The organism is Micromonospora sp. NPDC023737 (assembly GCF_040639715.1).
GTDB lineage: Bacteria > Actinomycetota > Actinomycetes > Mycobacteriales > Micromonosporaceae > Micromonospora.
The window spans coordinates 323,386-347,549 of record NZ_JBFAAL010000001.1; the positions used below are offsets into that span (position 1 = coordinate 323,386).

A 24,164-nucleotide genomic window follows, 5' to 3' on the forward strand; every position below is an offset into this window, starting at 1 on the left:
AACCTCGACGCGAGCCCTGGTCAGCGGCTACCGGCCCACGCGTCGGAGCCGAAGACCTCGTACCGGATCTGGGTGCCGGGTACGCCCCGCTCCCGCAGCCGGCCGCGGACCGCCTGCATGAACGGGAGTGGTCCGCACAGGTACACCTGCGCCTCCGGGGTCAGTGGGATCTCGTCGACCTCGATCCGCCCGGCGCGGACCTCGGTCGACCCGTCGAACTCGCGCGGCGTGGGCTGCTCGTACCAGACCAGATGCCGGAAGGAGCGCAGTCGGGCTCCGCTGCCGATGATGTCGGGTCGCAGGCAGTGTCGTTCGAGGCTGCGTTCGGCGTGCGCGACGACGACCTCGCGGTTCGGTTCCGCCCGGGAGACGTGGTCGAGGATGGCGGCCATCGGCGTGATCCCCACACCGGCGCTGACCAGCACCAACGGCGCGGTTCCGGCGGTCAGGGTGAGATCTCCGTAGGGAGCGCTCACCGCCAGCCGGTCCCCCGCACGAACGTGGTCGACGAGATGGCTCGACACGACCCCGTCCGGTGCCCCACCGACGCCCCGCACCCGGCGCACGGTGATCCGCAGCCCGCCCAGCCCGTGGGCCGCCTGGGACAACGAGTACTGGCGGATCTGCCGTCCGCCGTCCGGCAGGTCGACGGCGACACTGACGTACTGCCCCGCCCGATAACTCGGCGTCGGTGACCCGTCGGCACTGGTCAGCACGAACGAGACGGTGTCCTGCGCCTCCTCGCGTCGGTGACTCACCACCACTTCCCGCCACGGATGATCCGGATCGACCTCGGCGTCGGCGTACAGCCGGGCCTCCAGCCCGATCAGGCGGCAGGCGAACAGCCAGTAGACCTCGTCCCAGGCGGCGGCCACCTCCGGCGTGACCGCGTCGCCGAGCACTGCGCCGACCGCGTTCAGCAGGTATCGACCGACGATCGTGTACTGCTCCGGCCGGATGCCGAGCGAGGCATGCCGGTGGGCGATGCGGCGCACCACCGGGTCGAAGGGCGCCCCCTCGCCCACCAGGTCCGCTGCGAAGGCGACCACGGCGCCCGCGAGTGCCTTGCGCTGCTCACCGCTGGCCTGCGCGCTACGGCTGAACAGGCGCAGCAGTTCCGGGTTCTCGGTGAGCATGGTGTCGTAGAAGAGCCCGGTGATTGTTTCGATGTGTGCGCGGACGGCGGGCAGCGTGGCGCGCACGGTCGCTTCGTGCTTGTTGGACAGCACGGCTTCTCCGATCAGCTGTGGTGGATCAATGACCCGGGCGGGCCGGCGTCACTCACCTGGTGGTGAGCGACAGGAGCAGATCCCGGGTCGGCGGATGCAGCAGATCGCCGATGGTCACCTCGTCGAGGCTGGCGTAGAAGGCCTCCTGCGCGCGGCGCAGGGCGCCACGGAGCCGGCAACCGGCCCGCAGTGGGCAGGCGGGCGCGTCGCACCTGACCACCTCCTCGTCGGCCTCGAGCCGACGGATGAGGCCACCGATGCTCACCGATGTCGCGCCGTCCGCGAGCAGGACGCCGCCGCCACGGCCGCGGATCGTCTCGATCAGCCCCAGACGCTGGAGCCGCTGGACGATCTTCGCGAGGTGGTTCCGTGGCACCTCGAGGGACTGCGCCAGTTCGTCGACGGTGGTCCTACCGTCCCGGGTCCCCATGAGCATCACGACTCGGAGACCGATGTCCGTCGACTGATTGAGCTGCACATCGGCAGCCTAACAAAACAGGTATTCCAGAGTCCTGTTATGTGGGTCGGTTCACGCCTGCCCGCCGGAGCCCGCACACACCCAGCGCCGTAGCGCCCACCGTCGTACCCGCCTAGGGTCGAGGACCGTGCACAGGCTGTCCCGTACCGATGCGCGTCGCCTCGCCGTGCGCGCCCAACTCCTGGACGCGCGCCGGCCGACCGGGGTGTTCGAGGTCGTACGCCATCTGACGCTGGTGCAGAACGACCCGACCGCGGCCGTCGCGCCCAGCGCCGATCTGGTCCTGTGGGGCCGGCTCGGCTCCGCGTACTCCCCCGGGCAGCTCCGCGACGCTCTCGACGAGCAGACCCTGTTGGAGCTGCACGGCTTCATCCGGCCGCCCGAGGACCTCGCGCTCTACCGGGCCGAGATGGCCGACTGGCCCGGCCGTCCCCCACTGCGCGAATGGCAGGAGGACCTGCGGGACTGGGTGGCCGCGAACAACGGCTGCCGGCTGGACATCCTCGCCCGGCTCCGCGCCGACGGGCCGCTGACCTCGCGCGAACTTCCGGACACCTGCGTGGTCCCCTGGCGCTCCTCCGGCTGGACCAACAACCGCAACGTCACCAAGATGATCGACTTCCTCGTCCAGCGGGGCGAGATCGCGGCCGCCGGCCGGCGCGGCGCCGATCGGCTGTGGGACCTCGCCGAGCGGATCTACCCGGACGAGGTGGTGCCGCACGAGGAGGCGATGCGGATCCGGAACGAGCGCCGGCTGCGGGCGCTGGGCATCGCACGCGGACGTGCGCCGGTCTGCCCGGGCGAGCCGAACGACGTCGGTACGGCCGGCGAACCCGTGGTCGTCGAGGGCGTGAAGGGTCAGTGGCGGGTCGACCCCGAGTTGTTGGACCAGACGTTCACGGGTCGGACGGCGCTGCTGTCGCCGCTGGACCGGCTCGTCTACGACCGCACGCGGATCGCCGAGCTGTTCGAGTACGACTACCAGCTGGAGATGTACAAGCCGGCCGCGAAGCGCCGCTGGGGCTACTGGGCGATGCCCATCCTCTACGGGGACCGGCTGGTCGGGAAGCTCGACGCGACGGCCGACCGCAAGGCCGGTCTGCTCCACGTGCACGCGACCCACCAGGACGTACCGTTCAGCCGGGAGGTGACGGCCGCGGTACGGCGCGAGATCGAGGACCTCGCGGACTGGCTCCGGCTGACCGTGGTGCCGACGAACGCACGTTGATCGTGTCGGGCGGTGACGCTGGGCCGTCGGACCACGTCGGCTGCGGCGCCCGGCGGGGCACCGCAGCCGACGTGGTTGTGGCGGAACACTCGCCGCCTGCTGGGCGGCTCTACTGGAAGAGCTTGTCCAGCTGGTCCGCCTCGACGTCCTGTCCGGCGCCGTTGTACACGGCGTTCGTGACCACGGTCCAGGAGGCGCGCGGCCAGGTCCGGAAGGTGATGTGGCCGCCGGCGATGGTGGCCTCACCCTTGCCGACGTCGAACGTGGCGACGTTGGTGGCGCCGCCGATGGCCTTGGTCCCGTTGGCGTAGCCACTGACCAGCAGGTCGTCCTCGTCGGTATACGTGGCGGCGATCTCGGCGTCGCCGGTCACCTTGAACGCCGCGTCGTTGTTGAACCAGGTCGGCCAGGACTCGGGCATCCCCCAGGCCGCCGGAACATCGGTGTCGTAGCTCTGCTTGAGCAGCGCCCCGGGTGCGTTGAAGGCGCCCCTGTCGGTGGGCGTGACGTTCTGCACCGGGAGGCCGAGCGAGGTGGCCGCGGTCGTGGACGCGCTGCCGAGCGCCACGAGGTTGCCGCCGGACTTCACGAACTGCTGAAGCTTGTCGAGCCCGTCCGGCACACCGCGAGCCCAGGCGAACTCGGGGGGATTCTTGGCGGGGTCGAGACCACGGGTGATGCTGTTCGCCGAGATCCCCGGAGCGAGCACGATGGTGTCGTACTTGGCGCTCAGGTCGGCGTAGTCGTCCGCGGAGACGACCTGATAGTTCACGCCGATCTGGTCGAACATCCACATCATCCATCCGCCGGGCATGTTGTTCGCCCCGCGGACGAGACCCACCCGCGTGTCGTCCTTGAGCTTGACCGCGTCGACCTTGGGCACCGCGTTGGCGGCGTACACCGGCAGGCCCGTCTCCTGGCTGGCTCGGGTCAGCACCTGCCGTGCCTTCGGATCCTTCGACGGCACCAGCAGCGCACCGGCGGGCAGCTTCCGGCCCTCGACCGTGACAGCGGCCTTGGCGCGGTACGTCGGCACATCGGCCTTCTGCAGGTCGGCGATGACCTGAGCCAGCCCGTACGAGGTGGGGCTGAGGACGTAGGCGCCGCGCTGGCCGGGGTGAGCCGGCATCCGCTGCTGCACCGGCTCGATGCCCCTGACCCGGGTCGTGGCCGCCTCGAAGGGCTTCGCCACGGCGTCGACGTCGACCCCCAGCAGCAGGGCGAGATTGTCGGTGGTCTCGCTGTACGGCATGATCAGCGGGCACTGGGCGCACTTACGCGCGCTGTCCGGGTACTCGTCGATTCGCAGCAGCTGATCGATCCAGCGGCCCATCGGCTGCTTGGTCTTGAGGATGTAGGAGCCCTCGGGGTACTTCTTGTCCCCCGCGGTGAACGCCCGCGTGGCCTTCTCGATCTCCGCCTGCCCGAAATCGAGGAGCCTCATCATGTCGTACAGGGCGTACGGGTCGCGCTGATTCGCCGGAACCACGTACGCGTACGGGCCGCCGGTCCAGTTCTCGCCGTTCCGGTTGGACACGTAGAGGTTGTTGTACAGCCACGACCTGGGGTCGCCGGACACCGTCTTCATACCCGAGTAGGCGGCAGCTTCCCCGTACTCCACGATCTGCTTGAGCGTCCAGGTCTTGCTGTCGTACGGCAGCACCGACCGCAACGTGTTGTCGGCGGGCTCGAGGATCTTGTCGGAGGTGTAGGTGTACGCGAGGTCCCGGACCGACGCGATCTCGGTCAACCAGGTCGACGTACCGAGGAACGGGCTGTAGCCGATGACGTCGGCGTTCCACAGAATGCCGTACGCGTCATTCCACTTCGAGCCCTTCTTGCCCTCCGCGACCAGGTCACGCTGGGTCTGCATGCCGAGCGAGTTGGACGCGGACACCACGATCGGGTCCAACGTGTCGGACATCGGCTCGTCCCACGGCGGCGACCAGATCCGCGGGGACGTCGTCCCCGCCTGGTGCATGTAGTGCTGGGCGACCGGGCGGTACTTCTGCTCGAGCCGGACCCGGGTCTGCGACTCCTTCTGGGTCATCATGAACCAGTCGCGGTTGTCGTCATGCCCGGTGTAGTGGTGGTACAGGTCCGGATAGGTCCGGTCGTAGTTGGTGCCCGCCGTCTTGTTGAAGTGGTCGATCACCAGATGCTGACCGTCGGGGTTCTGCGACGGGACGATGAGCAGGATCGTGTTGTCGAGGACCTGCCGGGTGAAGTCGGAATTCTCCGTCGCCATCCGGTGCACGACGTTGACCAGGGACTGCGTGGAGCCCACCTCGGTCGAGTGGATCGTCCCCTCGATGTAGTAGACCGGCACGCTCTTGGCGGCGAGTTTCCGGGCGTACTCGTCGACGGCGATTCCGGCCCGCTTCGCCTCTTCCCGCATCACCCGCGGGTCGGAGAGCCGCTTGTTGATGTCGAGGATCTGGTCGATCCTCTTGAGGTTGTGCTTGTTGCTCATCAGCATGATCGGGTAGTCGTTGCCGAGTGTCGTCCGGTCGACAACCTGATATTCGGCCTCGTCGGAACGATCCGCGATGAGCTTGAAATAGCGTTTGACGCTGTTGAAGTCGGCGAGTTTCCCTTCATCTCCCATCTCGAAACCGAAGAAGTCCTTCGGCGTCGGGACACCCTTGACCTTGACGCCGGCCTGCACTGCCGCCCGCTCGCCCAGCTGGGCCTGCACGGGTACAGCCACGAGTCCGACCATGGCCGTGACGATCGCCACGGAGGCTACGTGCCGTAACCTCATGTCGCCTCCTCGCCTGGAAAACTGGTGGCGATAGAGTCCTGGCGATGCCATGAGATGGTCAACCATTACCAATCGGTAAGATCAAAATTAAGACGATCTTCCTGAAATCGATTGCCCGCCCGGCCATCCGTCCGCCGGTCGGCCGATCTTCAGACTTTTGATCCACGCCTATACCAAATATCGGGACAACCCTCCGGTCCACCGACGGTGACCACAAGTGCTCGTCAATGAACGAAAGCGCAGTGGGTCCTCGCCGACACCCGGACGCCGGCCGCGCTTGTCGGTGGTCAGGACAGCGTGGCCGACACCGCCCGCTCCGCCCGTCCGGACCGTTGCCACCCCGCCAACACCCTCCCGCACTACGCTCATCACAAAGGGACGACGAACCTGAGGGTGACCGATGTTCACGGCGGTAGCTACCGGCGTCGACGAGCCGCTGTCGATCGCCGAACGTGAGATCCCCGAGCCAGGTCTGGGCGAGGTCCTGGTCAAGATCACCGCATGCGGGGTCTGCTACACGGACCTGGACCTACTCCAGGGGCACTGGCCCATCGCGCGTTTTCCGGTCGTGCCGGGCCACGAGATCACTGGCGTGGTGACCGCCGCCGGTCCCGGCGTCTCGTGGCCGCCGGTCGGCACCGCCGTCGGCGCCCAGTTCCTCGGCGACTCCTGCCGCCACTGCGACTACTGCGTGCGCGGCGATCAGATCCTCTGCCCCCGCAAGCGGATCACGGGCATCGTCATGGACGGCGGATACACCGAGTACGCCGTCCTCCAGGCTGACTTCGTGACCCCGCTGCCGGAGGGGCTCGACCCGGTGGCGGCGGCACCGCTGATGTGCGCGGGCCTGACCGCCTTCAACAGTCTCCGGCAGGGTGGGATCACCGCCACCTCGCGCGTCGCGGTCATCGGCACCGGCGGCGTCGGCACGCTGGCGGTACGCTACGCCGTCGCCATGGGCGCCCGCGTGGCCGTCATCGGCCGGTCGCACCGGGGCGAAGCGGCGGCGCGGGAGCTGGGCGCCGAACGGTTCATCGCCACCCAGGACACCGACCCGGGCGAGGCGCTCAAGGCCTGGGACAACTGCGGCGCGAACCTCGTCGTCAACGCCGCGCCCTCGACCTCGGCCGCAGCCGCGACCGTCACCGGCCTGGCACCGGACGGCTGGCTCGTGCTGTGTGGGTACGACCCGGAGCCGCTGGTCCTGCCCACCCGGGTGATGGTCCTCAATCGACTGCACGCCATGGTCAACCCGTCTGGCTCCCCGCACGATCTGCGCGACACCCTCGAGTTCTCGGCGGCGCACGGCATCCTGCCCGAGATCGCCCCGATCGGCCTGCGCGACGCCAACGCGGCGCTCGACGCCATGGCCCAGGGCTCCTCCGCCAAGCGGTCGGTCATCGCCTTCGACTGAGCAACGGTCGAGCGAAGCGCAGCCGCACGGCGCGATCAGCTGAGCTTCAGCCAGTGGTTCGCCGGGACTCCCCCGAGTCGGCGACAGCGCCACCCGACCTTCGTGGTCGGCCGGGCACTGCCTGTCACGACCGTGCCGTGACCTGCATCTCAAGCGCGTCGGGGTGACTCGAAGTTTCCCCCGCGTTCTCCTGCTGGGCGTCGAACATTCCCCGGCACGCGGCCTGCCCGGCGCACGGTCGGACGGTGACGCGAGCCGGTGACCTGGCATTACCCGGGCATGCGGTCGGCTCCACAGCACCGAGAACCCCGGCTGCGTCCCCGGAAATCGAAAGGACCCGTCACATGGGTAACCCCCGCACGAGGTCGCGTCTCCATCCGAGATCCGCGATCGCCGCCGCGGCGACCGTCGTCGTCGCCCTGACCCCGTTCGCGGCGGCCGGACCCGCGTCCGCGGCAACCGACGCCGCTGACGCGACTCCGCAGCACATCGTGCTCACGCCCGCGGAGCACGCCGACACCGCACAATCCTTCACCTGGCAGACCGGCTCGAAGGTCACCGACGGAGAGGTGCACCTCCGCAAGGCGGGCACGAAGAAGTGGAGCGTCGCCAACGCCCGCGTCAACGAGGAGCTCGTGAGCGGCGGTGTTCCCACCCGCACGCACTCGGTGACCGTCGACGACCTCAAACCCGCCACGCGGTACGAGTACTACGTGGGCAACGCTGCCAAGATCAGCGACACCTACACGTTCACCACGGCGGGCAAGGCCGGCGATCCGTTCTCGTTCATCTACTTCGGCGACGCGCAGAACGACATCGGCAAGAAGTGGAGCCCCGTCGTCGACCAGGCGTTCCAGCGCTTCCCGGATGCCGTCGGCACGGTCAACGCCGGCGACCTCGTTGACGTGGGCAGCGACAACGGCCTGTGGAACGAGTGGTTCGGCGCGATGGACGGTCACAGCCAGACCCGCAACGTGATCGCGGCTCCCGGAAACCACGAGTACAAGCAGGCCGACCTCCTCAGGACCTTCAAGTCGAACTTCGAGTTCCCCGGTGACGGACCGGTCGCCGACGCCACGGCGACCAAGGGCATGACGGACGGCGAGAAGCAGAAGATCGCCTACCAGAAGCAGATGCAGATCGCGCTCGCGGAGACCGCGTACTACACGGACTACCAGGGCGTTCGTTTCATCACGCTGAACGCGACCCGGTCCGAGGCCCTCGAGCTGATGACGCCGAAGGACCTCCCCGAGTGCCACGTCGCGTGCCCGAACCCGATCGAGCTGTGGCTCGACATGCAGCGCGAGTGGCTCGACTCGGTGCTCCGGAACAACCCCAACAAGTGGGCGATCGCGGTCTTCCACCAGCCGGTCTTCTCGGGCTCCGAGGGCCGCGACGAAGCCGACCTGCGCGCCGCGTGGCTCCCGGTCTTCGAGCGTGACGACATCGACCTCGTCCTCATGGGCCACGACCACAACTACGTCCGGGGTTACGTGGACGCTGACGCGACCGGCACCCCCGGCATGACGACCGGCCCGGTCTACGCCATCTCGGTGTCCGGACCGAAGTACTACGAGCCCGCCCCGTACGACGACAACACGTGGACCCAGAACGGCGCGACCCAGGTCGTCCACGCCGCCCACACGTCGACCTTCCAGGGCATCAGCGTGTCGAAGGACCAGATCCACTACGAGTCGGTCGTCGCCGGGAAGTGGGACGACAAGTCGACGACGGACGTCCCCGTCGGCGGCACCCTCGACTCCTTCACCATCACCAAGTACGACGACGGTGAGAAGTACGTGACCGAGGCCGGGATGCCGATCCCCAAGCCGAAGAGCACCGGCGAGGTCAGCAACAAGCGCACGGCGGACGAGACCACCGCGCAGCAGCCCGCGAAGGTCGCGCTCGGCCACGAGCGCATCGGCACCCTCACCGCGCCGACCGTGGCGCAGCCCGGCCCGACGACCGTGAACCCGACCACCGGCGCCGTGTACGTCGCCGACGGCGCGAGCACCGGCAAGGGACGGATCGAGTCCGTCGACCCCACGACCGGCAAGGTCACCGAGTCGTTCGAGGCCGGAGCGCCGATCAAGGACCTCTCTTACGATCCGGCGTTCAACGGCGTTCTCGTCGCCTACCAGGATGGTCGGATCGCGTCGTTCATCGTCAGCCCGGGCCACTTCGGCGACCCGTACATTCCGCCGATCCCGACCGGGATGAAGGTCGTCTCGGTGCAGTACGACAGCGCCACCGGGCAGGTCTTCCTCGGCCTCGCGGACGGCACCGTGGTCTGGCTCGACGGGGACTTCAAGCCGGTGGGCCAGGCGAACGTCGGGGCCGGCCTGTCGGCCATCCGCCTCGACGACGCCACCGGCACCCTGTACGTGACCTACGACAACGCCGTCGACGGCGAACCCGGCCTCCGTCTGTTCGACACGCGTAACGGCATGCACAAGCTCGCCGAGTACGCCCTCGACGCCGGTGCCGCCTCCCTCGACGTCGACATGCAGGTCGGCGTCGCGTACGTCGGCCACGCGGCCGTCGAGGGGGATGCCGAGAACGGTGGTCTCTCGGTCGTCGACCTGCTCGGCGGCAAGGTGACCCGCTCCGACGAGCCGGAGTTCGGCACCTCGATCGGCGGTGTGGGTGTCGACCCCGCGCGGGGCATCGTCTACCTCGCGAGCGCCGACAAGTCTCCGGCCCCGGTGATCGTCGTCGGCCGTGAGCAGGCCCCGAGCATCGACGCGTCCCCGGTCGCGCGGATCGCGATCGTCGGTCAGACCGCGACCTTCGACGCCAGCGGTCACGGCATGCCCACCGCGACCGTACGCTGGGAGATGCGCAAGGGCGCCCCGGGCAACGACAAGTGGACGCCGGTCGCCGGTGCCACCTCCGACGTCCTCAAGGTCGTCGCGTCGAAGGCCGTCGACGGGAGCCAGTACCGCGCGGTCTACAGCAACTCGATCGGTGGCAAGGTCTACTCGACCAGCACCGCCTCCGCGACCCTGCGGGTCGTGGGCGAGAAGTGACCCACGGCTGCTCTCCGGCGCGGTAAGGCTGGACACCGACCCACCGGTGCGGGGCGCGTTCCGGGTAGCCGGAGCTCGTCGAGACCGCTGCCGAACCCACGGTGGTGCGCCTCCGGACGGGGCCGTCGCGATCCTTCGCGGCGGCCCCGTCCGCGCCTTTTCGCGGCGACCCTCGCCCTTACCCTCCACCCTGGGCGGGGCGGCCCGTCAGGGGACCACGCGGGTGGCCGGGCTCTCTCCCGGCAGGCCCGACATCTCGGTCTCCCCCGGGGCCACCGGAGTGCTTCCCAGCACGTCTCCGTCCGAGGAGTAGGCGGTGACGGTGGCCTGCTGGTCGTGCGGCACCGTGGCGGTTCCCGCGTTCGCCCCGTCCAGGGTGACCGGGGTTGGCGGTGCGCTGCCGACCGCGACCGTGACGCGGGCCGCGTCCGGCGGGGCTACGATCCGCACCTGGTCCGTCGGCGTGCGGCCGCGGTTGTCGGCCCGGACACGCCAGCCGATCGGCCGCTGGTCGGCGCCTTCGGCGGGCAGCAGCAGCCGCAGGTCCTTCCACCAGCCGGTTCGGTCGTCGCCGTGCATGGCGTACGCGATGACCCCGCCGCCGGCAGGCTGCACGGTGAGCAGTGCGGCGTCCTGGCCGTCCACGCTCGCCGACCAGCGCACCCGCACCGTCGTCCCGGCGGCGGGGAGGCGACTGTCGGTCAGTGCCGTTCCCACGAAGTTACGCAGGTTGACGTCCCTCAGCGGCACACCCGGGGCGTCCCGCTTCACGTCGGCGAGCAGCGCGTCCATTTCCGGTCCGGTCGGGTCCACCGCGGCGTACGGGCCGCCGCCGAGGCCTAGCTGATAAAGCAGGTGCTCGCCGCGGCTGACCCGGACGCCGGGTTCGCCCCGCAGCGGCGCGGCGGGCAGGACGGCGACCCCCACGCCGCTGCCGTCGGGCCTCGCGAGGTTCTCATACTCCACGGTTCCCCTCGGCGTGTATCGAGGGTCACCGCTGATCGTCACGGTGGAATCGGTCGGCCCGACGACGACCGCCAGACCATTCGACCCGGATCCGGCCCGCATCAGGGTCATCACGGCATTGTCGTCGCCCTCGCTGTGGCCGGCGTAGCGCAGCTGTTCGACGCCGGCCCCGGGCGGACCCACGAACCAGACCAGCGAATTCTTCGTGAGCAGGCCGATCCGCAGCGGCACCGCCACCAGCGCCACCCGGTGGCCCGGCTGGTCGCTGCCGTAGAGCAGGCGGATCCGGTCGCGGTCACCGACCTTCCACATGCCGTCCGGATGCCAGCCACCCAGGGACGAGTCCGTGCTCAGCCGCGTCCGCAGCCTGTCCAGCCAGGCATCGTCGCCGGTCAGGGCGCCGCGCGGTGGCGCGTCGAGCAGCGACGTCGGGGCGGCCGCGACGGCGATGCCGGGTGCCCAACCGGGCAGGCTCACCACGTTGGTCTGGACGCCGACGAGCATGGCCATGACCGTGGCGACCGCCGCCGTCCACCCCAACCGGATGCGCCGATGCCGCTGCTCGCGTCGCGCGAACGACGGCCACGGGTCCTCGGGTACGCCGATGCCGTCCGCGGCCTGCCTGAGCGCGGCAGTGAGCGCCGATTCCGCGAAGCTCTCGTTCATGCCGGTTCCTCCTTCAGCCGGTGCGAGGACGCCACGGCAGTTGCGCCCAACCCGGCACGCAGTCGGGCCAACCCACGCGATGCCTGACTCTTCACCGCTCCGACGGAGCAGCCGAGGACCTTTGCGGTATCCGCCTCGCTCAGGTCCTCGAAATAGCGCAGCGTCAGGATTGCCTGTGTCCTGGGCGGCAAGCGCCGCAGCGCGGCGAGGAGCAGTTCTCGTTCCTCCACCTGTCCATAGGGGTCCGGCGCCGCAGCGCTGTCGGAGGTCAGCAGCGGAACCTCCAGCGGCCGCCGCCGACGCCGCCAGGAGATCGCCGTGTTGACCATCACCCGGCGTACGTAGACCTCGGGTGCGTCCCTGCGCAGCACCCGCCCCCAGCGCCGGTGGGTCTTCTCCAACGCCGACTGCACGAGGTCCTCGGCTGTCCCCCGGTCACCGGTCAACAGGTAGGCCGTGCGGAGCAACGGCCCCCATTGTCGCTGTACGAACAGCCGGAACTGATCGTCGTCCTGCCGCGCTGTCACGCCACCTCCAGGTCGCATCCACCGCGTTTTTTCGTGCGCATGCAGAGCCAGACGCATCCGGCGGCAGCTGAGGTTGAGTCGAAACCGGACGCCGCGGTGAATTGTCTCCGGGGCATCCGGCCGGGCCGGGCGGGACAGCTCGTGAACTCCGCTCTCGACGCGGGCACTGCGGCAGGTCCCTCCGGCGAGGGAGCGCTCTCCCCCGTCGGCGGGGGTCGCGCGGGCCGGGGCGCCGGAAGGATCGGACGCATGACGACATCGGCATCGATCGCTCGCCGGACCGGCCACGGAATGACGTACGCGGTGCTCGGCTGGGCCGTGGCATACGGGGGCGTACGTCTGGCGTGGACCGTCGGTGAGGCTCCGGAGTTCCGGCAGTTCGGGTCGGACCTGCTCGGCTTCACCGGCTGGCCGTCGGTGGCGTCATGCGTGGCCGCGGGTGTGGTGGCGGTCGCCCTGGACCGGGCCGCGACATGGCGGCCGGTGCTCGCGGCGCTCGCCTGGACGGTCACCGGGGCGCTTGTCGCGGCGGCCGCGATCCTGCTGCCGGAGCTGGTGAGCCTGCTCCTGTTCGCGGCCGGGCCGTACTTCGACCCGGTGGCGTTCGCCAGCCGGCTCGGTTGCGTCACCGGAGCGGTCCTGCTCGGGCTGGCCACCGCCCGCTACCAGCGGCGGACCCGCGGCGACTGTCCGGACTGCTGCCGCACGGGCCGACCGGGTCATCGGCGGCAGGCACCCGCACGCTGGGCGCGCTGGGCCGCGTACGCCGCGATGGCCGGCCTCGTCACCCGCTTCGCGGCCCAGTTCGTGGTGGGATTCGACGGCCTCACCAACGACGCCGCCCTGATCCGGTTGGAGATCGGTCTGCTGCTGGCCGGGGTGCTGTTGCCGCTGGCACTGGTACACCGCTGGGGCGAGACCTGGCCGCAGTGGGTACCGCTGCTCGCCGGCCGCACGATCCCTCGACCGCTGCTGCTGGTGCCCGGCTTCGGGCTCGGGACAGGGATCGTCGCCTACTTCGGCATGGGGCTGGTGCAGTTGACGTCCGGATCGGTCAGCGAATTCTCCGACACGTTCCTCTGGGTGGCGATGTCGGCGTACTGCATCCTGGGGCTCGGCCTGCTCGTGGCGTCGAGCGACTACCACCTGCGTACCCGCGCCGCATGCCGCGCCTGCGGCCGGTGACCCCGGGGATAGCCGCAGCGTCCGCGCCAGGGCGTGTGTCGAAGTCTTCGGCCGGGCCGAGGCGAAGTCCGGTCCTCGTCCGGGCGCGCCGCAGGCCGGCCAGGACCTCTGACACACGCCCTAATCCTGCAGGAGATTGCGCACGTACCGTAGGACCAGGAACCAGGTCGATTCGGGACGTTCCACGGCGACCGGGTCCGCCTGCCGCATCCGGCTCAGCAGCCTCTGCTCGGCGCTCTCCGGGTCGACGCCTCCGTCGGTGCTGGCCTCGACGTCGTAGTCGGGCCGCTCCTCCTCCAGCGCGTGCAGGAAATACGCCAGCGCGTCGATGCTCGTGTTGAGCAGGTGTGGAGGGCCGTCCTCCGGGATCGAGTACACCATCCCCGTGGCGGTGTCGACGATGACGTCGTCCAACGCGATCCCGCCCAGAGTCAGCCAGGTCGACATGTCGAACGGGCAGCTCGGATACTTTCGCGAGACCGCCTGCCAGGCAGCACCGCCGATCCGCAGGTCGCCGTCGAGAAGGCGCTGGTCGGCCTGGAACCAGCCAACCTGGTCCGGCAGGCCGACCTCCCGCAGGAAGGTCCGGGTCGGCTCGTGCGCGATCACGGCGAGCACCCGGTCGTCCAGGGTGACCAGTTCATCGGCGGGAAACACGGACTCCATCACGGTCCGGTCGATCAGGGGGCTCATGGAACCGCATCCTTGTGCAGATTGGTGGTCACGGCGACCCGCCGCGCGATGGGCGGCACCGGCGCCCCAGACATGGACGTGTCTCAACGTGCCGCTTCCGCCGGAGTTCGACGCCGCCGCTCTGGCCCACCTCGGCACTAACGATCCCTACCAGTTCGGCACCGAGGTGACCGGCCGCGTCGGCTGTGCCTGGATCTCGGAATGGTTCCGCGCGAAGCGCACCGGCGACGACGCGGCGCTCAAGCGGGCCGCCGACGCGATGCTCAGCAGCCACGAGTGGCGGGTGCTGCGCCTGATGAACGAAAAGGGTGACCGGCCGGAGGTGTTCTGGGACATCGCCGACCAGGTCGCCGCCGGGAATCCGCCGATCGGCTACGCCCCAGCGTTAGGCTGCGACTAGCTGTACTTGGGCTGCCGGACCGAGGGCCCTGACTGCAAACGCGTCCCACGAGGAGCAGGCCGAGCGGTCACGGGTAAGCGGTCTGGCCGGCGGAGATCTGGGTATGCAGAGCGGCGTGGAACGGACACCGATCGCCGAGTACGGCTTTCTGTCCGATTGCCGCTCGGCCGCCCTTGTCAGCCGGGACGGCTCGGTGGACTGGTGGTGCCCGGAGCGATTCGACAGCCCATCGGTCTTCGGCCGGATCCTCGACCCCGACGCCGGGCACTGGGTCCTGCGCCCGGTCGGCGAGCGGAACGGCCGGCGCACCGAGCGGGCGTACGTCGGCGACACTCTCGTGCTGCGCACCGTGCACCGGACCGACAGCGGCAGCGTCGCGGTCACCGAGGCGCTCGCCTCCGAGCCGGGCGCCCGCGGCCACGAGCTGGGCTCCGCGTCACCCGCGGTGCTGCTGCGCACCGTCGAAGGGCTCAGCGGCCGGGTGCGCATGTCGACCGACTTCGCGCCCCGCCCCGAATACGGCCTGCTCACGCCTCACCTGCACTGCCAGCCGAACCGAGTTGTGGCAGCCGCCGGGCCCGCCAGCCTGACCTTACGGGCCGGCGTACCGCTGACCTGCGAGCGCGGCCGCGTCCACGCCGAGTTCGACGTCTCTGCCGGCCAGCTGGTCGGGTTCGACCTGGCGTACGCGCCGTCGTTCGGTGGCCCGCCGGCTGCGGAGCTGGATCCGGTCGCGGCGATCGCCGAAACCGTCCAGGCGTGGCAGGTTCTGCAGGACGGCCATCGCTACGACGGCCGCTACCCCGATCTCGTCCGCCGCAGCTCCGTGATCCTGCAGGGCCTGACCTATCGGCCCAGCGGTGCGGTCGTGGCCGCAGCGACCACCTCGCTGCCCGAGCAGCTCGGCGGTGACCGCAACTACGACTACCGGTTCGGCTGGCTGCGCGACTTCTCGTACACCCTGCACGCGCTCTGGGTCGCCGCCTGCACTGAGGACACGTCCCGGCACTTCGCCTGGGCGGTCCGCTCGGCGGGCCGACTCGGACCTGAGCCCGCGCCGATCATGTACGGCGTCGGTGGTGAACGGGACCTGTCCGAGCACGTCCTCGACTATCTGGGCGGTTACGCGGACAGCCGCCCGGTACGTGCCGGGAACGACGCCTGGCGGCAGCGACAGATGGATGTGTCCGGCGAGGTGCTGGAAGCCGCCTACCTGCTCCGGGACCGATTGGGGCAGTTCGACGAGGAGCTGCGGGAAACGCTGGTCGACCTCGCTGATCAGACGGTGGCCATCTGGCACCGGCCCGACGCCGGCATGTGGGAGGTCCGGGACGAGGAGCGGCACTACACGTCGTCGAAGGTGGGGTGCTGGGTGGCGCTGGATCGGGCGGTACGGCTCGCGCCGTGGCTCGGGGATAGAGCGGACCCTCGGCGGTGGGCCGCGGCCCGTGACGAGATCCACCGAACGGTGCTGGAGCAGAGCTGGAACGAGCGGGTCGGCGCCTTCACGGTTGCCTTCGAGTCGGACGAGTTGAACGCCTCGGTGCTGATGATGCCGCTGGTCGACTTCCTTCCGGCCGGCGACCCGCGGATGTGGGCGACGATCAAGGCCATCGAGCGGGAACTCGCCACCGACGGCGTCGTGCGGCGCTCGGCGACAGAGCCCGCCGGCTTCGTGTGGTGCTCGTTCTGGCTGGTGAGTTGCCTGGTGCTGGCCGGCGACATCCAGCGGGCGACGGAGCTCTTCGAGCGCACCAACGCCAAGGCCAACGACCTCGGCATCTTCGCCGAGCAGTACGACCTGGTGACGGGTGAGCACCTGGGCAACACTCCCCAGGCCCTGTCGCACATCGGCCAGATCCTCTCCGCTGCGCGGCTCACCGACCCGACCCTGAGGTTTTGATCCACTGGTCGACAGGATCGGCCCTTGACGCGGTCAGCGCGCGCTGGGCGACAGGAACCGATTCCGGCCGGCCGCCGAATTGCTGTTCCGGATCCTCGCCAAGTTCGGTGGCCGAACCCGCGACCTGGGCGAGGCTGCTTCGTTGCGTCACAAATGGCCCTGGCCTCAGGAGCGTAGAGCCAGTCAGGATCCGGTCGCCTGCAATCTACGGAGCGCAGCTTCCGCGAGCTGGCTGAGGTACTTGTCGCCGCCGGGATCGTTGGCCATCTCCTGAACGACAACCAGTGTGGTTCCGACCCGGACGAAGACGCCGTCGCATTCCAGCGTTCCAGCGGCGGACGTCATCCTGCAGATGACACGAACACTCTCGTCGCCAAGTTGCGGCCCTGGTGCCGTCGCGAAGCGGTAGCTGTATCCGTCGGACAACGCGACGGTGGGGCATCGGCTGATGAAGGTCCGCAAGTCGGTCAGTGCGCGCCGGGCGCCGTCATCGGCGTAGGTCCTGAGGACTTCGTTACCCACCCAGAGGCTATCGGGACCTCCGCCGTAGCTGAGGGTGGCCGCGGCGATCGCTGATGGAGTCCCGGTTAGCTGAGTGCCCGACAGTAGCGGGATCATGCTGTCCGAACAGGGCACTTCGGCGTCCGGGCGCTGATCTCCGGCATCCCGGGCCATGATCGTCGCGATGTCCACGGTGAATCCGGGCGGCACCGAGCCCGCGGCGACCAAACGCGCGGACAACACCGCGGAGTAACTCGGCCGGCCGGTCGCCGGAACCGCCGGGGAAGCCGGCTCCGCGGTTGTAGCCGAGCCGGTCGCCTGCGCAGCCGCGGAGACGGTTCCGCCCGCTGACCGGTCCGCTCCAGGAGCCGTTGAAGAACCGCAGGCGGTCACCGCACAGACGGTCACCACCGCGACTGACCTACGCAGCATCATGCTGAGCACCGGGCAGATTCCACCTCTCGGGCGAGACGCGCCAGGCTACCAGCGCCCGTGACTGTTGGGTCCGGCACCGGGCCGAAGGATCTTGGCAGGCCACGCGTCGGGTCGCGGAAGGTGCGATCCGTTCAGGAGCCTTGATAGACGCACGAGGGTACGGAGAGCGATCGCGGCGCATCCGGACGTCCCCGTTGGCCGCAGCGAGCTTGTCCCATCCCTCTGCTCTAATCCCGCCATGCATGTCGTCGTCACAGGCGCACTCGTCGCAAACGGCGCGGTCCTGCTCGTACACCGCAGGCCGACCAAGCGGGCATACCCAGATGTCTGGGATCTGCCCGGGGGGCAAGTCGAAGCGGGTGAGTCGGAACTACAAGCCCTCGCGCGTGAGATGCACGAGGAGCTCGGTGTTCACATCGTGGCGGAGTCCGCCGCACGGTTGGGCGTCGTGCATGACGGCAGTGGTGAGGACGCCGTTCACGTGGGCGTCTGGCGGATTGGCGACTGGGTTGGCTCTCCCACCAACCGCGCACCTGACGAGCATGACGACATCGCATGGGTCGGGATCAGTGAGCTGGGCGACCTTCCCCTCACACACGGCGTCTTGGCGGCAATGGTTCGTTCGCTGCCCGAGTTCGAATGCGACCGCAGGCAGCAAGATGTCACCGACTGCACCGACCGGGATGGCCGAAGGAACCAAGGCCGGCTGTCGTGCATGTGCTGCGACGGATTCGTCAATCCGGTGATGGGACCAGCCACGGCGCGGTCCCAGGCCAGTGCGAACACCGCGACGCGCGACCTGGCTGGTCTCCGAAGGCGTAACGATCAACGACGTGACGACGTCGATGGGACACGAGCAGACCTCGACCGCGTCGAACCGCTGCACCCACGCGACGGCTGAACGCGACGGCCCTCGCTTGTGAGTTCTGGGCGTTCTGTCCGGCGGCATTCGTCGGCGTCCCTCACCTCGGCGCCACCGTCCGGCGGCGGTCCTCGCTGGGTAGCTCTGCTGTCACCGATCCGGTCGGCAGCTCAGGCGCCGACTCCAACCACCCGCCGTGCGGCCTGCCGCACGCGCGTTTGTCGGATAGCTTGTCCGGTATGGGCATTGATGCTGATCGTAATCGCACTGCTAATGGCGGCTCACCGGACGGGAGCGATCGGATCTCGTCTCCGCCACCCGCGCCGGTGCTGCTCGCCGCACTGCTCGTCGCCGCTGGCGCGCTGGTGCCACTCGGGTTGCTCGTCCTGCTGCTGACCGAGTACGAGGCTCGGAATCTGGTGCCGGCGCTACTGCTCGCTGCGGTCGGCGTGGGTGTCTGCGCGTCAACCGGGTACGGGCTGTGGCGCGGCTGGCGTGGGTCCCGGATCGTGGCCGTGCTGCTCGGCGTGCTGCTTCTGCTGTCGGGGTTGAGTTCGCTCGGGTCCAGCGATTTCGGATTCCTGCCGATGGCGTACGGCGCATTGGTGACGCTGCTCGTGCTGGTTCCCGCCTCCGCCCGAGCCTGGTTCCGTCATTCCTGACGCGCCCTTCATATCGGATCGAACCAGCGGCCTCCTCGTGTGAACTCTGGGGTGGCGTAGGTGGTCTACTCGTGTTGCCAACCGAGGGGAACGCCGTGCCACCGCGTTACCGCTACGAGCAGATCGCCGACGACCTCGCAGAACGCATCAAGTCCGGCGAGTTCCCGCCCTGCTCCAAGCTGCCCAGCCGGCGAGAGTTGATCGAGCACTACGGCGTCACCGAGCGCAGCGGACGGGGCTTGGTTTCCGTCGCTCAGCGCTGCCCAATGGTTGGGCTGCTTCTCTGGTTGCTCGGCAGGCTCCTCGATACGCCCACTCGTCAGGTCAGGCCGCGCAGGGGCCGTAGTCAATCGCTGAGGTCAAGCCGACTCATCACTCGGTTAATGGCCGCGAGTGGTCATTCGTTGGAACGAGTCTTCGCCCTTCCGGGCGGCCTCGCACTGTGGACCGCTCCGGCGGTGTCCAACGTCGGCGACGGTGTCGTTGCTGGCCCACTGTTGGTGTTCCAGCTGGATCCGTCGCCGAGAAGCGCGTCACCTCGCGGCCGGCGCACGTAGAAGACCAGCCGCCCGGCTCGCTGCCGAGCGACCAGGCCAGCGGTTACGAGCCGCGAGGTGGGCCGAGACTCGGTTTGGGGCCAGTCCTGCATCCGATGAGCGGCCCAGCTCGGCCTTCCCTGCCGTCCACGATGACCCAGCGTCGCGCACCTCCACGGGGTGGGGACAACCTGCGGCGACTCGTCGACAGCACAGCTAGGCGTGAGCCAGGTCCGGCCGATCTCTGACATGCGATCGTTTGCACGGATGTCGATGTGGTTCGTGCTTCCGATCGATCGTCCGCTGGGGTTAGGGTCCCGTTCACGTTTCTCCGAAATGATCAATGAGTTCGCAGTCGGCCCGGAGAGCAAGAGGACCCCACCCCTATGCCCGAGAATGACCAGAGCTCATCCCGATTCACCCGTCGACGACTTCTCGGGACCGGGGCCGCAGCCGCCCTCGGTGCTGCGTCGTTGGCGCTGCCGCCGAACGTGCAGAAGGCGCTTGCCTCGCCGCCGAGGACCTCCGGTCGTCTCAGCGACATCAAGCACGTCGTGATGTTGATGCAGGAGAACCGCAGCTTCGACCACTACTTCGGCACGATGTCGGGCGTCTGCGGCTTCGACGACCCGAATGCGCTGATCCTGGAGAACGGCCGCTCCGTCTTCCACCAGCCCTGGGACGGTCACCCGGACGGTTACGTGCTGCCGTTCCACCTTGACACCAAGAAGCTCGCCGGCCACGCGCTGCCCTCCACCGACCACGGTTGGCAGGGCCAGCACGAGGCGTGGAACGGCGGCAAGATGGACAACTGGATCCCGGCGCACATTCCGCACGACGGCCAGAACGCACCGTTCACCATGGGCTACCTGACCCGTGAGGACATCCCGTTCCACTACGCACTGGCTGAGTCCTTCACCATCCTGGACCATTACCACTGTTCGGTGATCGGCCCGACCGGCCCGAACCGGCACATGTGGATGTCGGGCACGATCGACGTCGATGGTCTGGCCGGCGGCCCATCACTGACCACCAGTGGTCCGGCCAGCCAGTTCTCCTGGAAGACCTACCCGAAGCGGCTCAGCGAAGCCGGCGTGAGCTGGAAGGTCTACCGCCAGCCGGGCGGCCTCACCGGATCGTCCGCGATCAGCAAGTTCACCGACTTCGCCCAGGCCCAGCCCGGCGACGGCTTCTACGAGAACGGCGTGGCGACCCAGCCCCTGGGTCAGTTCGAGTACGACTGCCTGAACGACTCGCTGCCGACGGTCAGCTGGATCCTGCCGCCGTCCGGTTACGACGAGCACCCCTCCACCCCGGGCTCGGCCGCGGCCGGTGCGCAGTTCATCGCGGGCAAGATCGACGCCATCGCGTCGAACCCGGAGGTATGGGCCAAGACCGTCTTCATCCTGTCCTACGACGAGAACGACGGCCTTTTCGACCACGTCGTTCCGCCGACCCCGCCGGCCGGCACCCCGGACGAGTTCGTCTTCAAGACCTCCACCGTCGGTGAGCAGGGCCGGGGATGGCCCAGCGGCCTCGGCTTCCGGGTGCCGTGCATCATCGTGTCGCCGTGGACGGCGGGCGGATACGTCTGCTCCGAGGTCTCCGACCACACCTCGCAGTTGCAGTTCCTGGAGCACATCACCGGGGTCAAGGAGACCAACATCAGCGCGTGGCGCCGGGAAACCTGTGGTGACCTGACCGCGGCGTTCCGGTTCAACAACGGGCGGGCCAAGGCCCCGACGATGCCGGACACCGTGGGCGACTACAACTTCACCCAGTACGCGATCAACAACCTGCCGATGCCGGAAGGGCCACCGGCGAAGCAGCAGATGCCCAGGCAGGAGAAGGGCCACCGGCCTCACGTCGGCTGACACCTACCGAAGCTCATCGCGGGCCCGGCCGGAGAATACCTCCCGGCCGGGCCCTCACCCTCTACGCGGGCACCCGGTACACCACTCATCAAGACTTCGACCTGCCCGGCGCTACCTGAGCGGTAGGAGTGCCGCTCGTCGGATGAGAAGTTGCCTGATCCGACTGAAGGGTGCTGACAGGTGTTTCGTCCAATGCGCGTCGAGGCGCAATTGCCTTTGTAGAGGAACGACGGGTTCTTCCTCCGGACCCCGCCGGAGTCATGCGGGTAGCCCTCGATCAGGCCGTCGCCGGCCTGCGCGATTAGCTCGACGGCTCCGCAGGGTGATCACCGCCAGGCCCGCACCACGAAGGACGCGTTCGACCTGTGCCAACAGCAGGGCTGAGCTGTCCGAGCGGCCACCGAAGTCCACAGGCGTTCCGCGCTGTCGTGTGCCCCATGGGTGCCCCAGACAGCCATCCGCCGACCACCGTCTGACGTCCCCGACGAGGGACTTACACTGTCGCGAATGTCGGTCAGCTATCCCGTGTTCCTCGCCATCGTTGGCGGCTTGCTCTTCGCCGGGGCACTCGCGATACCTTCCGGCGTTCTCGCCATCCGCTTCCGGCTTGCGCGCGGGATCAAGGTCATCGGCACGATGCTCATGCCGGTGGTGGGACTTGGCGCGGGGATCGGCCTGCTTTGGCTGAACCCTGTCGAAGGCGAGTACAAGGTGGGGCTCTGGTTCCTCCTCCTGGGCATACTCGGACCTTTCGCCGCCGTCTATGACCTGCGTCGGGTGCTCGCACGGCGGCGGGAGGCCGAGCGCGGGCCCGTACGTCAAGCGGACCTTGACGCACGTGCGGACGCTGTCGGAACGGGCTGAGCCGGCTCTCGTGTCACGGACCGCGCCCGCGACGGTCACCGCCACAGCGGCGCAGTTGACCCAACGTCGAGGCCCCTAGAACATCGTTCGGTCGGCGCGATTCGGGTCGGTAAGAACGTCCCAGTCCTCGGCGCTCATCGGGAACGGCCCCCAGTGCGGCAGATAGAAGGGCCGCCGCGGTGGGTCGGCCACCGTGAACGGCTTGAACGCCGGATCCGCGATCACCCGGTAGACGAACTCGGCCGTCGACATGTCCAGCTGGTGCCACGGCTCGATGCCGTTCCACCGCGCGACCACAGGCCAGCGGTCGGGCTCCACAGAGCGGTCCGCCAGCCAGTAGTACTCCCCTTCGGTCTGATCGCTGCCCCACTGGATCAGCCCCGACCCCCTGGCGGGCTCGTACATCTCGTACGGGGCCCACAACCTCGCGGAGTCATGCTCACTCGCCCACTGCCGGCAGAAGGCCCAAGTCCGAAGCAGCGGCTGCGCGTGATGGTCGGTCGGCCGCAGAAGGTCCAGGTACGCGTAGAACGCTCCCGGCACGAACCGCCGGCACAGCTCCTTGAAGTCCGACGGAAGCCCGATCCCCAGCTCGGCTTCCACCTGTTCCCAGCCGGTATCGCCCTCAGACTCGTGGTGCCATCCGGTCACGTCGATGACCCGGTCGATCCACGTCAGCTGATCATTCACGGCCGGCAAAGTAGCAGCACAGGCGGACATCTCCTCGCCTGGACGTCCCGCCTGCTGACCGTTGCTGTACTTAGCTGCTGTACGGACGGCAAAAAGGCCATCACCGATGCCCGGGAATGGCCTTTTACCTGCGTGGGCGATACCGGGATCGAACCAGTGACCTCTTCGGTGTGAACGCGGACGCGGGCCACCATCGGGTGTCGTCGGATGCTGTTGTGCAGTGCCTGGCACGGCCTACTTGCCGCCCCGCGCGGTCCGGTACCGGTCGCTGCTGTTGCTTTCGCTGCCTTCTGGCTGCCTCGCCTCCGACGTAGTTCAGGGCGAGCTGTCGGGCTGGGCGAGGATCCTGGAGGCGGCCCGGGTGGAGAAGGCCGATCAGCTGATCACCGAGGTCGCCCGATCCACCACCAAGGCCATCGCTAGATTCAAAGCCCGTAAACCAGAGCCCCCACGACGGGCAGCCGCCCCGCTCGCCCGTCCAGCGCAAGGAGTAGCAGCCCGGTGAGCTTTCACATGCACCTGCGGGCCACGGCCTCCAACGAGATTCCACAGGACTTCTCGTCGCTGCTTGACTTCATGTGGGCCGCCTGGGAGGCGCACCCGGAGGAGTACGCGGCTGGCATCGCCGATTCCATCGAGAAGGACTTCGGCCACGTCGAAAAGCTTTACACCATGGGCACGGGCCATGGTGACGCCACGAATGCCGCCAGCACTTTGCCGATCTCCGGCGGCCGCCAGATATACAGCAGCCCTGCGAAGGACCAACCGCCGTTCGTCATCCTCAGCCCCGCCGAGACGCGAAAAACGGCCGAGCTCCTCCACATCGTCTCCTTCGACGAACGCTGGCAGATCGCCGGGGCGAAACTCTCCAAGCCATACGTCAGCTGGGAGGACGAAAACGCGGCTAGAAACATCTTCCTCGGCTACCACAACAACTTACGCACCTTCTACGCGCGGGCCGCGCAAGCCGGGCACGCGGTGATCAAAGCCTTTTGGTACTAGACGCCATCGGGCAACGCAGCCCAGGACAACTAGCCGCTCGACGTGCAGCCGGCTACCCTCGACACAAGATCGTCTCGCCGGATGTGTCACCCACGTCCCGATACCGATCTGTCATGCAGGTCCTGAGACCCGACATTCCGGCGGTCGGCCGTGTCCTCCGCCAACTAATCCACAACACCTCAGCGCGCTGATGGCGGCATGAGACTGCGGGGCGTCGGCCCCTCGACGCGGCGAAGCGAAGCACCCAGGTGCCGGG

20 protein-coding genes are annotated in these 24,164 nt (G+C 68.7%); 12 read left to right on the forward strand and 8 right to left on the reverse strand.

Annotation, left to right across the window (positions count from 1 at the left end):
* Positions 1-20: 20 nt before the first annotated feature.
* Positions 21-1,229, reverse strand: coding sequence for a globin domain-containing protein (locus AB0F98_RS01420; protein ID WP_357726906.1), 1,209 nt, complete (start codon positions 1,227-1,229; stop codon positions 21-23).
* 52 nt (positions 1,230-1,281) lie between these two features.
* On the reverse strand, positions 1,282-1,707 hold the full coding sequence (locus AB0F98_RS01425; protein ID WP_357726909.1) for an Rrf2 family transcriptional regulator: 426 nt from the start codon (positions 1,705-1,707) through the stop codon (positions 1,282-1,284).
* A 127-nt stretch (positions 1,708-1,834) separates the two neighbouring features.
* On the opposite strand from AB0F98_RS01425, the gene AB0F98_RS01430 reads away from it, so the two are divergent.
* Positions 1,835-2,935, forward strand: a complete 1,101-nt coding sequence (locus AB0F98_RS01430) for a crosslink repair DNA glycosylase YcaQ family protein (protein ID WP_357726912.1) — start codon at positions 1,835-1,837, stop codon at positions 2,933-2,935.
* 109 nt (positions 2,936-3,044) lie between these two features.
* On the opposite strand, the gene AB0F98_RS01435 is transcribed toward AB0F98_RS01430, so the two are convergent.
* On the reverse strand, positions 3,045-5,645 hold the full coding sequence (locus AB0F98_RS01435) for a M14 family zinc carboxypeptidase (protein ID WP_357726915.1): 2,601 nt from the start codon (positions 5,643-5,645) through the stop codon (positions 3,045-3,047).
* A 454-nt stretch (positions 5,646-6,099) separates the two neighbouring features.
* Between AB0F98_RS01435 and AB0F98_RS01440 the strand changes: the two genes are divergently transcribed.
* Entirely contained in the window at positions 6,100-7,113 is a 1,014-nt protein-coding gene (locus tag AB0F98_RS01440; protein WP_357726920.1) for an alcohol dehydrogenase catalytic domain-containing protein, read from the forward strand.
* A 344-nt stretch (positions 7,114-7,457) separates the two neighbouring features.
* On the forward strand, positions 7,458-10,142 hold the full coding sequence (locus AB0F98_RS01445; RefSeq protein WP_357726923.1) for a fibronectin type III domain-containing protein: 2,685 nt from the start codon (positions 7,458-7,460) through the stop codon (positions 10,140-10,142).
* Between the two features lie 207 nt (positions 10,143-10,349).
* Here the strand turns inward: AB0F98_RS01445 and AB0F98_RS01450 are convergent, their stop codons facing one another.
* On the reverse strand, positions 10,350-11,774 hold the full coding sequence (locus AB0F98_RS01450; RefSeq protein ID WP_357726926.1) for a hypothetical protein: 1,425 nt from the start codon (positions 11,772-11,774) through the stop codon (positions 10,350-10,352).
* On the reverse strand, positions 11,771-12,301 hold the full coding sequence (locus AB0F98_RS01455; protein WP_357726929.1) for a SigE family RNA polymerase sigma factor: 531 nt from the start codon (positions 12,299-12,301) through the stop codon (positions 11,771-11,773). The genes AB0F98_RS01450 and AB0F98_RS01455 overlap by 4 nt, the downstream gene beginning before the upstream one ends.
* 249 nt (positions 12,302-12,550) lie before the next feature.
* On the opposite strand from AB0F98_RS01455, the gene AB0F98_RS01460 reads away from it, so the two are divergent.
* A complete protein-coding gene (locus AB0F98_RS01460; protein WP_357726932.1) occupies positions 12,551-13,486 on the forward strand; it encodes a hypothetical protein in 936 nt (311 codons plus the stop codon).
* Positions 13,487-13,606: 120 nt separating this feature from the next.
* Here AB0F98_RS01460 and AB0F98_RS01465 read toward each other — a convergent pair whose 3' ends face one another.
* On the reverse strand, positions 13,607-14,179 hold the full coding sequence (locus AB0F98_RS01465; protein WP_357726935.1) for an SUKH-4 family immunity protein: 573 nt from the start codon (positions 14,177-14,179) through the stop codon (positions 13,607-13,609).
* A gap of 88 nt (positions 14,180-14,267) precedes the next feature.
* On the opposite strand from AB0F98_RS01465, the gene AB0F98_RS01470 reads away from it, so the two are divergent.
* Entirely contained in the window at positions 14,268-14,579 is a 312-nt protein-coding gene (locus AB0F98_RS01470; protein ID WP_357726938.1) for a hypothetical protein, read from the forward strand.
* Between the two features lie 115 nt (positions 14,580-14,694).
* Positions 14,695-16,482, forward strand: a complete 1,788-nt coding sequence (locus AB0F98_RS01475; protein WP_357726941.1) for a glycoside hydrolase family 15 protein — start codon at positions 14,695-14,697, stop codon at positions 16,480-16,482.
* A 183-nt stretch (positions 16,483-16,665) separates the two neighbouring features.
* Here the strand turns inward: AB0F98_RS01475 and AB0F98_RS01480 are convergent, their stop codons facing one another.
* Positions 16,666-17,427: a hypothetical protein gene (locus AB0F98_RS01480; RefSeq protein WP_357726944.1), complete on the reverse strand. Its 762-nt coding sequence runs from the start codon at positions 17,425-17,427 to the stop codon at positions 16,666-16,668.
* 229 nt (positions 17,428-17,656) lie between these two features.
* Between AB0F98_RS01480 and AB0F98_RS01485 the strand changes: the two genes are divergently transcribed.
* From AB0F98_RS01485 to AB0F98_RS01505, 5 genes are all read left to right on the forward strand, one after another.
* The gene (locus tag AB0F98_RS01485) at positions 17,657-18,319 is read left to right on the forward strand and encodes an NUDIX domain-containing protein (RefSeq protein ID WP_357726947.1); all 663 of its coding nucleotides are present in this window, start codon (positions 17,657-17,659) and stop codon (positions 18,317-18,319) included.
* 200 nt (positions 18,320-18,519) lie between these two features.
* Positions 18,520-18,942 (forward strand): hypothetical protein, encoded by a 423-nt coding sequence (locus AB0F98_RS01490; RefSeq protein ID WP_357726950.1) that lies wholly within the window; start codon positions 18,520-18,522, stop codon positions 18,940-18,942.
* Positions 18,943-19,037: 95 nt separating this feature from the next.
* The gene (locus tag AB0F98_RS01495) at positions 19,038-19,499 is read left to right on the forward strand and encodes a GntR family transcriptional regulator (protein ID WP_357728974.1); all 462 of its coding nucleotides are present in this window, start codon (positions 19,038-19,040) and stop codon (positions 19,497-19,499) included.
* 452 nt (positions 19,500-19,951) lie between these two features.
* Positions 19,952-21,352: an alkaline phosphatase family protein gene (locus AB0F98_RS01500; protein ID WP_357726953.1), complete on the forward strand. Its 1,401-nt coding sequence runs from the start codon at positions 19,952-19,954 to the stop codon at positions 21,350-21,352.
* 507 nt (positions 21,353-21,859) lie between these two features.
* Complete coding sequence (locus AB0F98_RS01505; protein ID WP_357726956.1) at positions 21,860-22,216, forward strand: hypothetical protein; 357 nt, start codon at positions 21,860-21,862, stop codon at positions 22,214-22,216.
* Positions 22,217-22,291: 75 nt separating this feature from the next.
* On the opposite strand, the gene AB0F98_RS01510 is transcribed toward AB0F98_RS01505, so the two are convergent.
* A complete protein-coding gene (locus AB0F98_RS01510; protein WP_357726959.1) occupies positions 22,292-22,906 on the reverse strand; it encodes a hypothetical protein in 615 nt (204 codons plus the stop codon).
* Positions 22,907-23,407: 501 nt separating this feature from the next.
* Here AB0F98_RS01510 and AB0F98_RS01515 point away from each other — a divergent pair.
* On the forward strand, positions 23,408-23,908 hold the full coding sequence (locus AB0F98_RS01515; RefSeq protein WP_357726962.1) for a DUF1877 family protein: 501 nt from the start codon (positions 23,408-23,410) through the stop codon (positions 23,906-23,908).
* Positions 23,909-24,164 lie beyond the last annotated feature (256 nt).

What these genes read in the sequence shown, in the direction of transcription:
- AB0F98_RS01440 (WP_357726920.1), top strand. Translation starts at nt 6,100, where the DNA reads ATGTTCACGGCGGTAGCTACCGGCGTCGACGAGCCGCTGTCGATCGCC.
- AB0F98_RS01445 (WP_357726923.1), top strand. Translation starts at nt 7,458, where the DNA reads ATGGGTAACCCCCGCACGAGGTCGCGTCTCCATCCGAGATCCGCGATC.
- AB0F98_RS01450 (WP_357726926.1), bottom strand. Translation starts at nt 11,774, where the DNA reads ATGAACGAGAGCTTCGCGGAATCGGCGCTCACTGCCGCGCTCAGGCAG.
- AB0F98_RS01460 (WP_357726932.1), top strand. Translation starts at nt 12,551, where the DNA reads ATGACGACATCGGCATCGATCGCTCGCCGGACCGGCCACGGAATGACG.
- AB0F98_RS01465 (WP_357726935.1), bottom strand. Translation starts at nt 14,179, where the DNA reads ATGAGCCCCCTGATCGACCGGACCGTGATGGAGTCCGTGTTTCCCGCC.
- AB0F98_RS01485 (WP_357726947.1), top strand. Translation starts at nt 17,657, where the DNA reads ATGCATGTCGTCGTCACAGGCGCACTCGTCGCAAACGGCGCGGTCCTG.
- AB0F98_RS01490 (WP_357726950.1), top strand. Translation starts at nt 18,520, where the DNA reads ATGGGCATTGATGCTGATCGTAATCGCACTGCTAATGGCGGCTCACCG.
- AB0F98_RS01505 (WP_357726956.1), top strand. Translation starts at nt 21,860, where the DNA reads ATGTCGGTCAGCTATCCCGTGTTCCTCGCCATCGTTGGCGGCTTGCTC.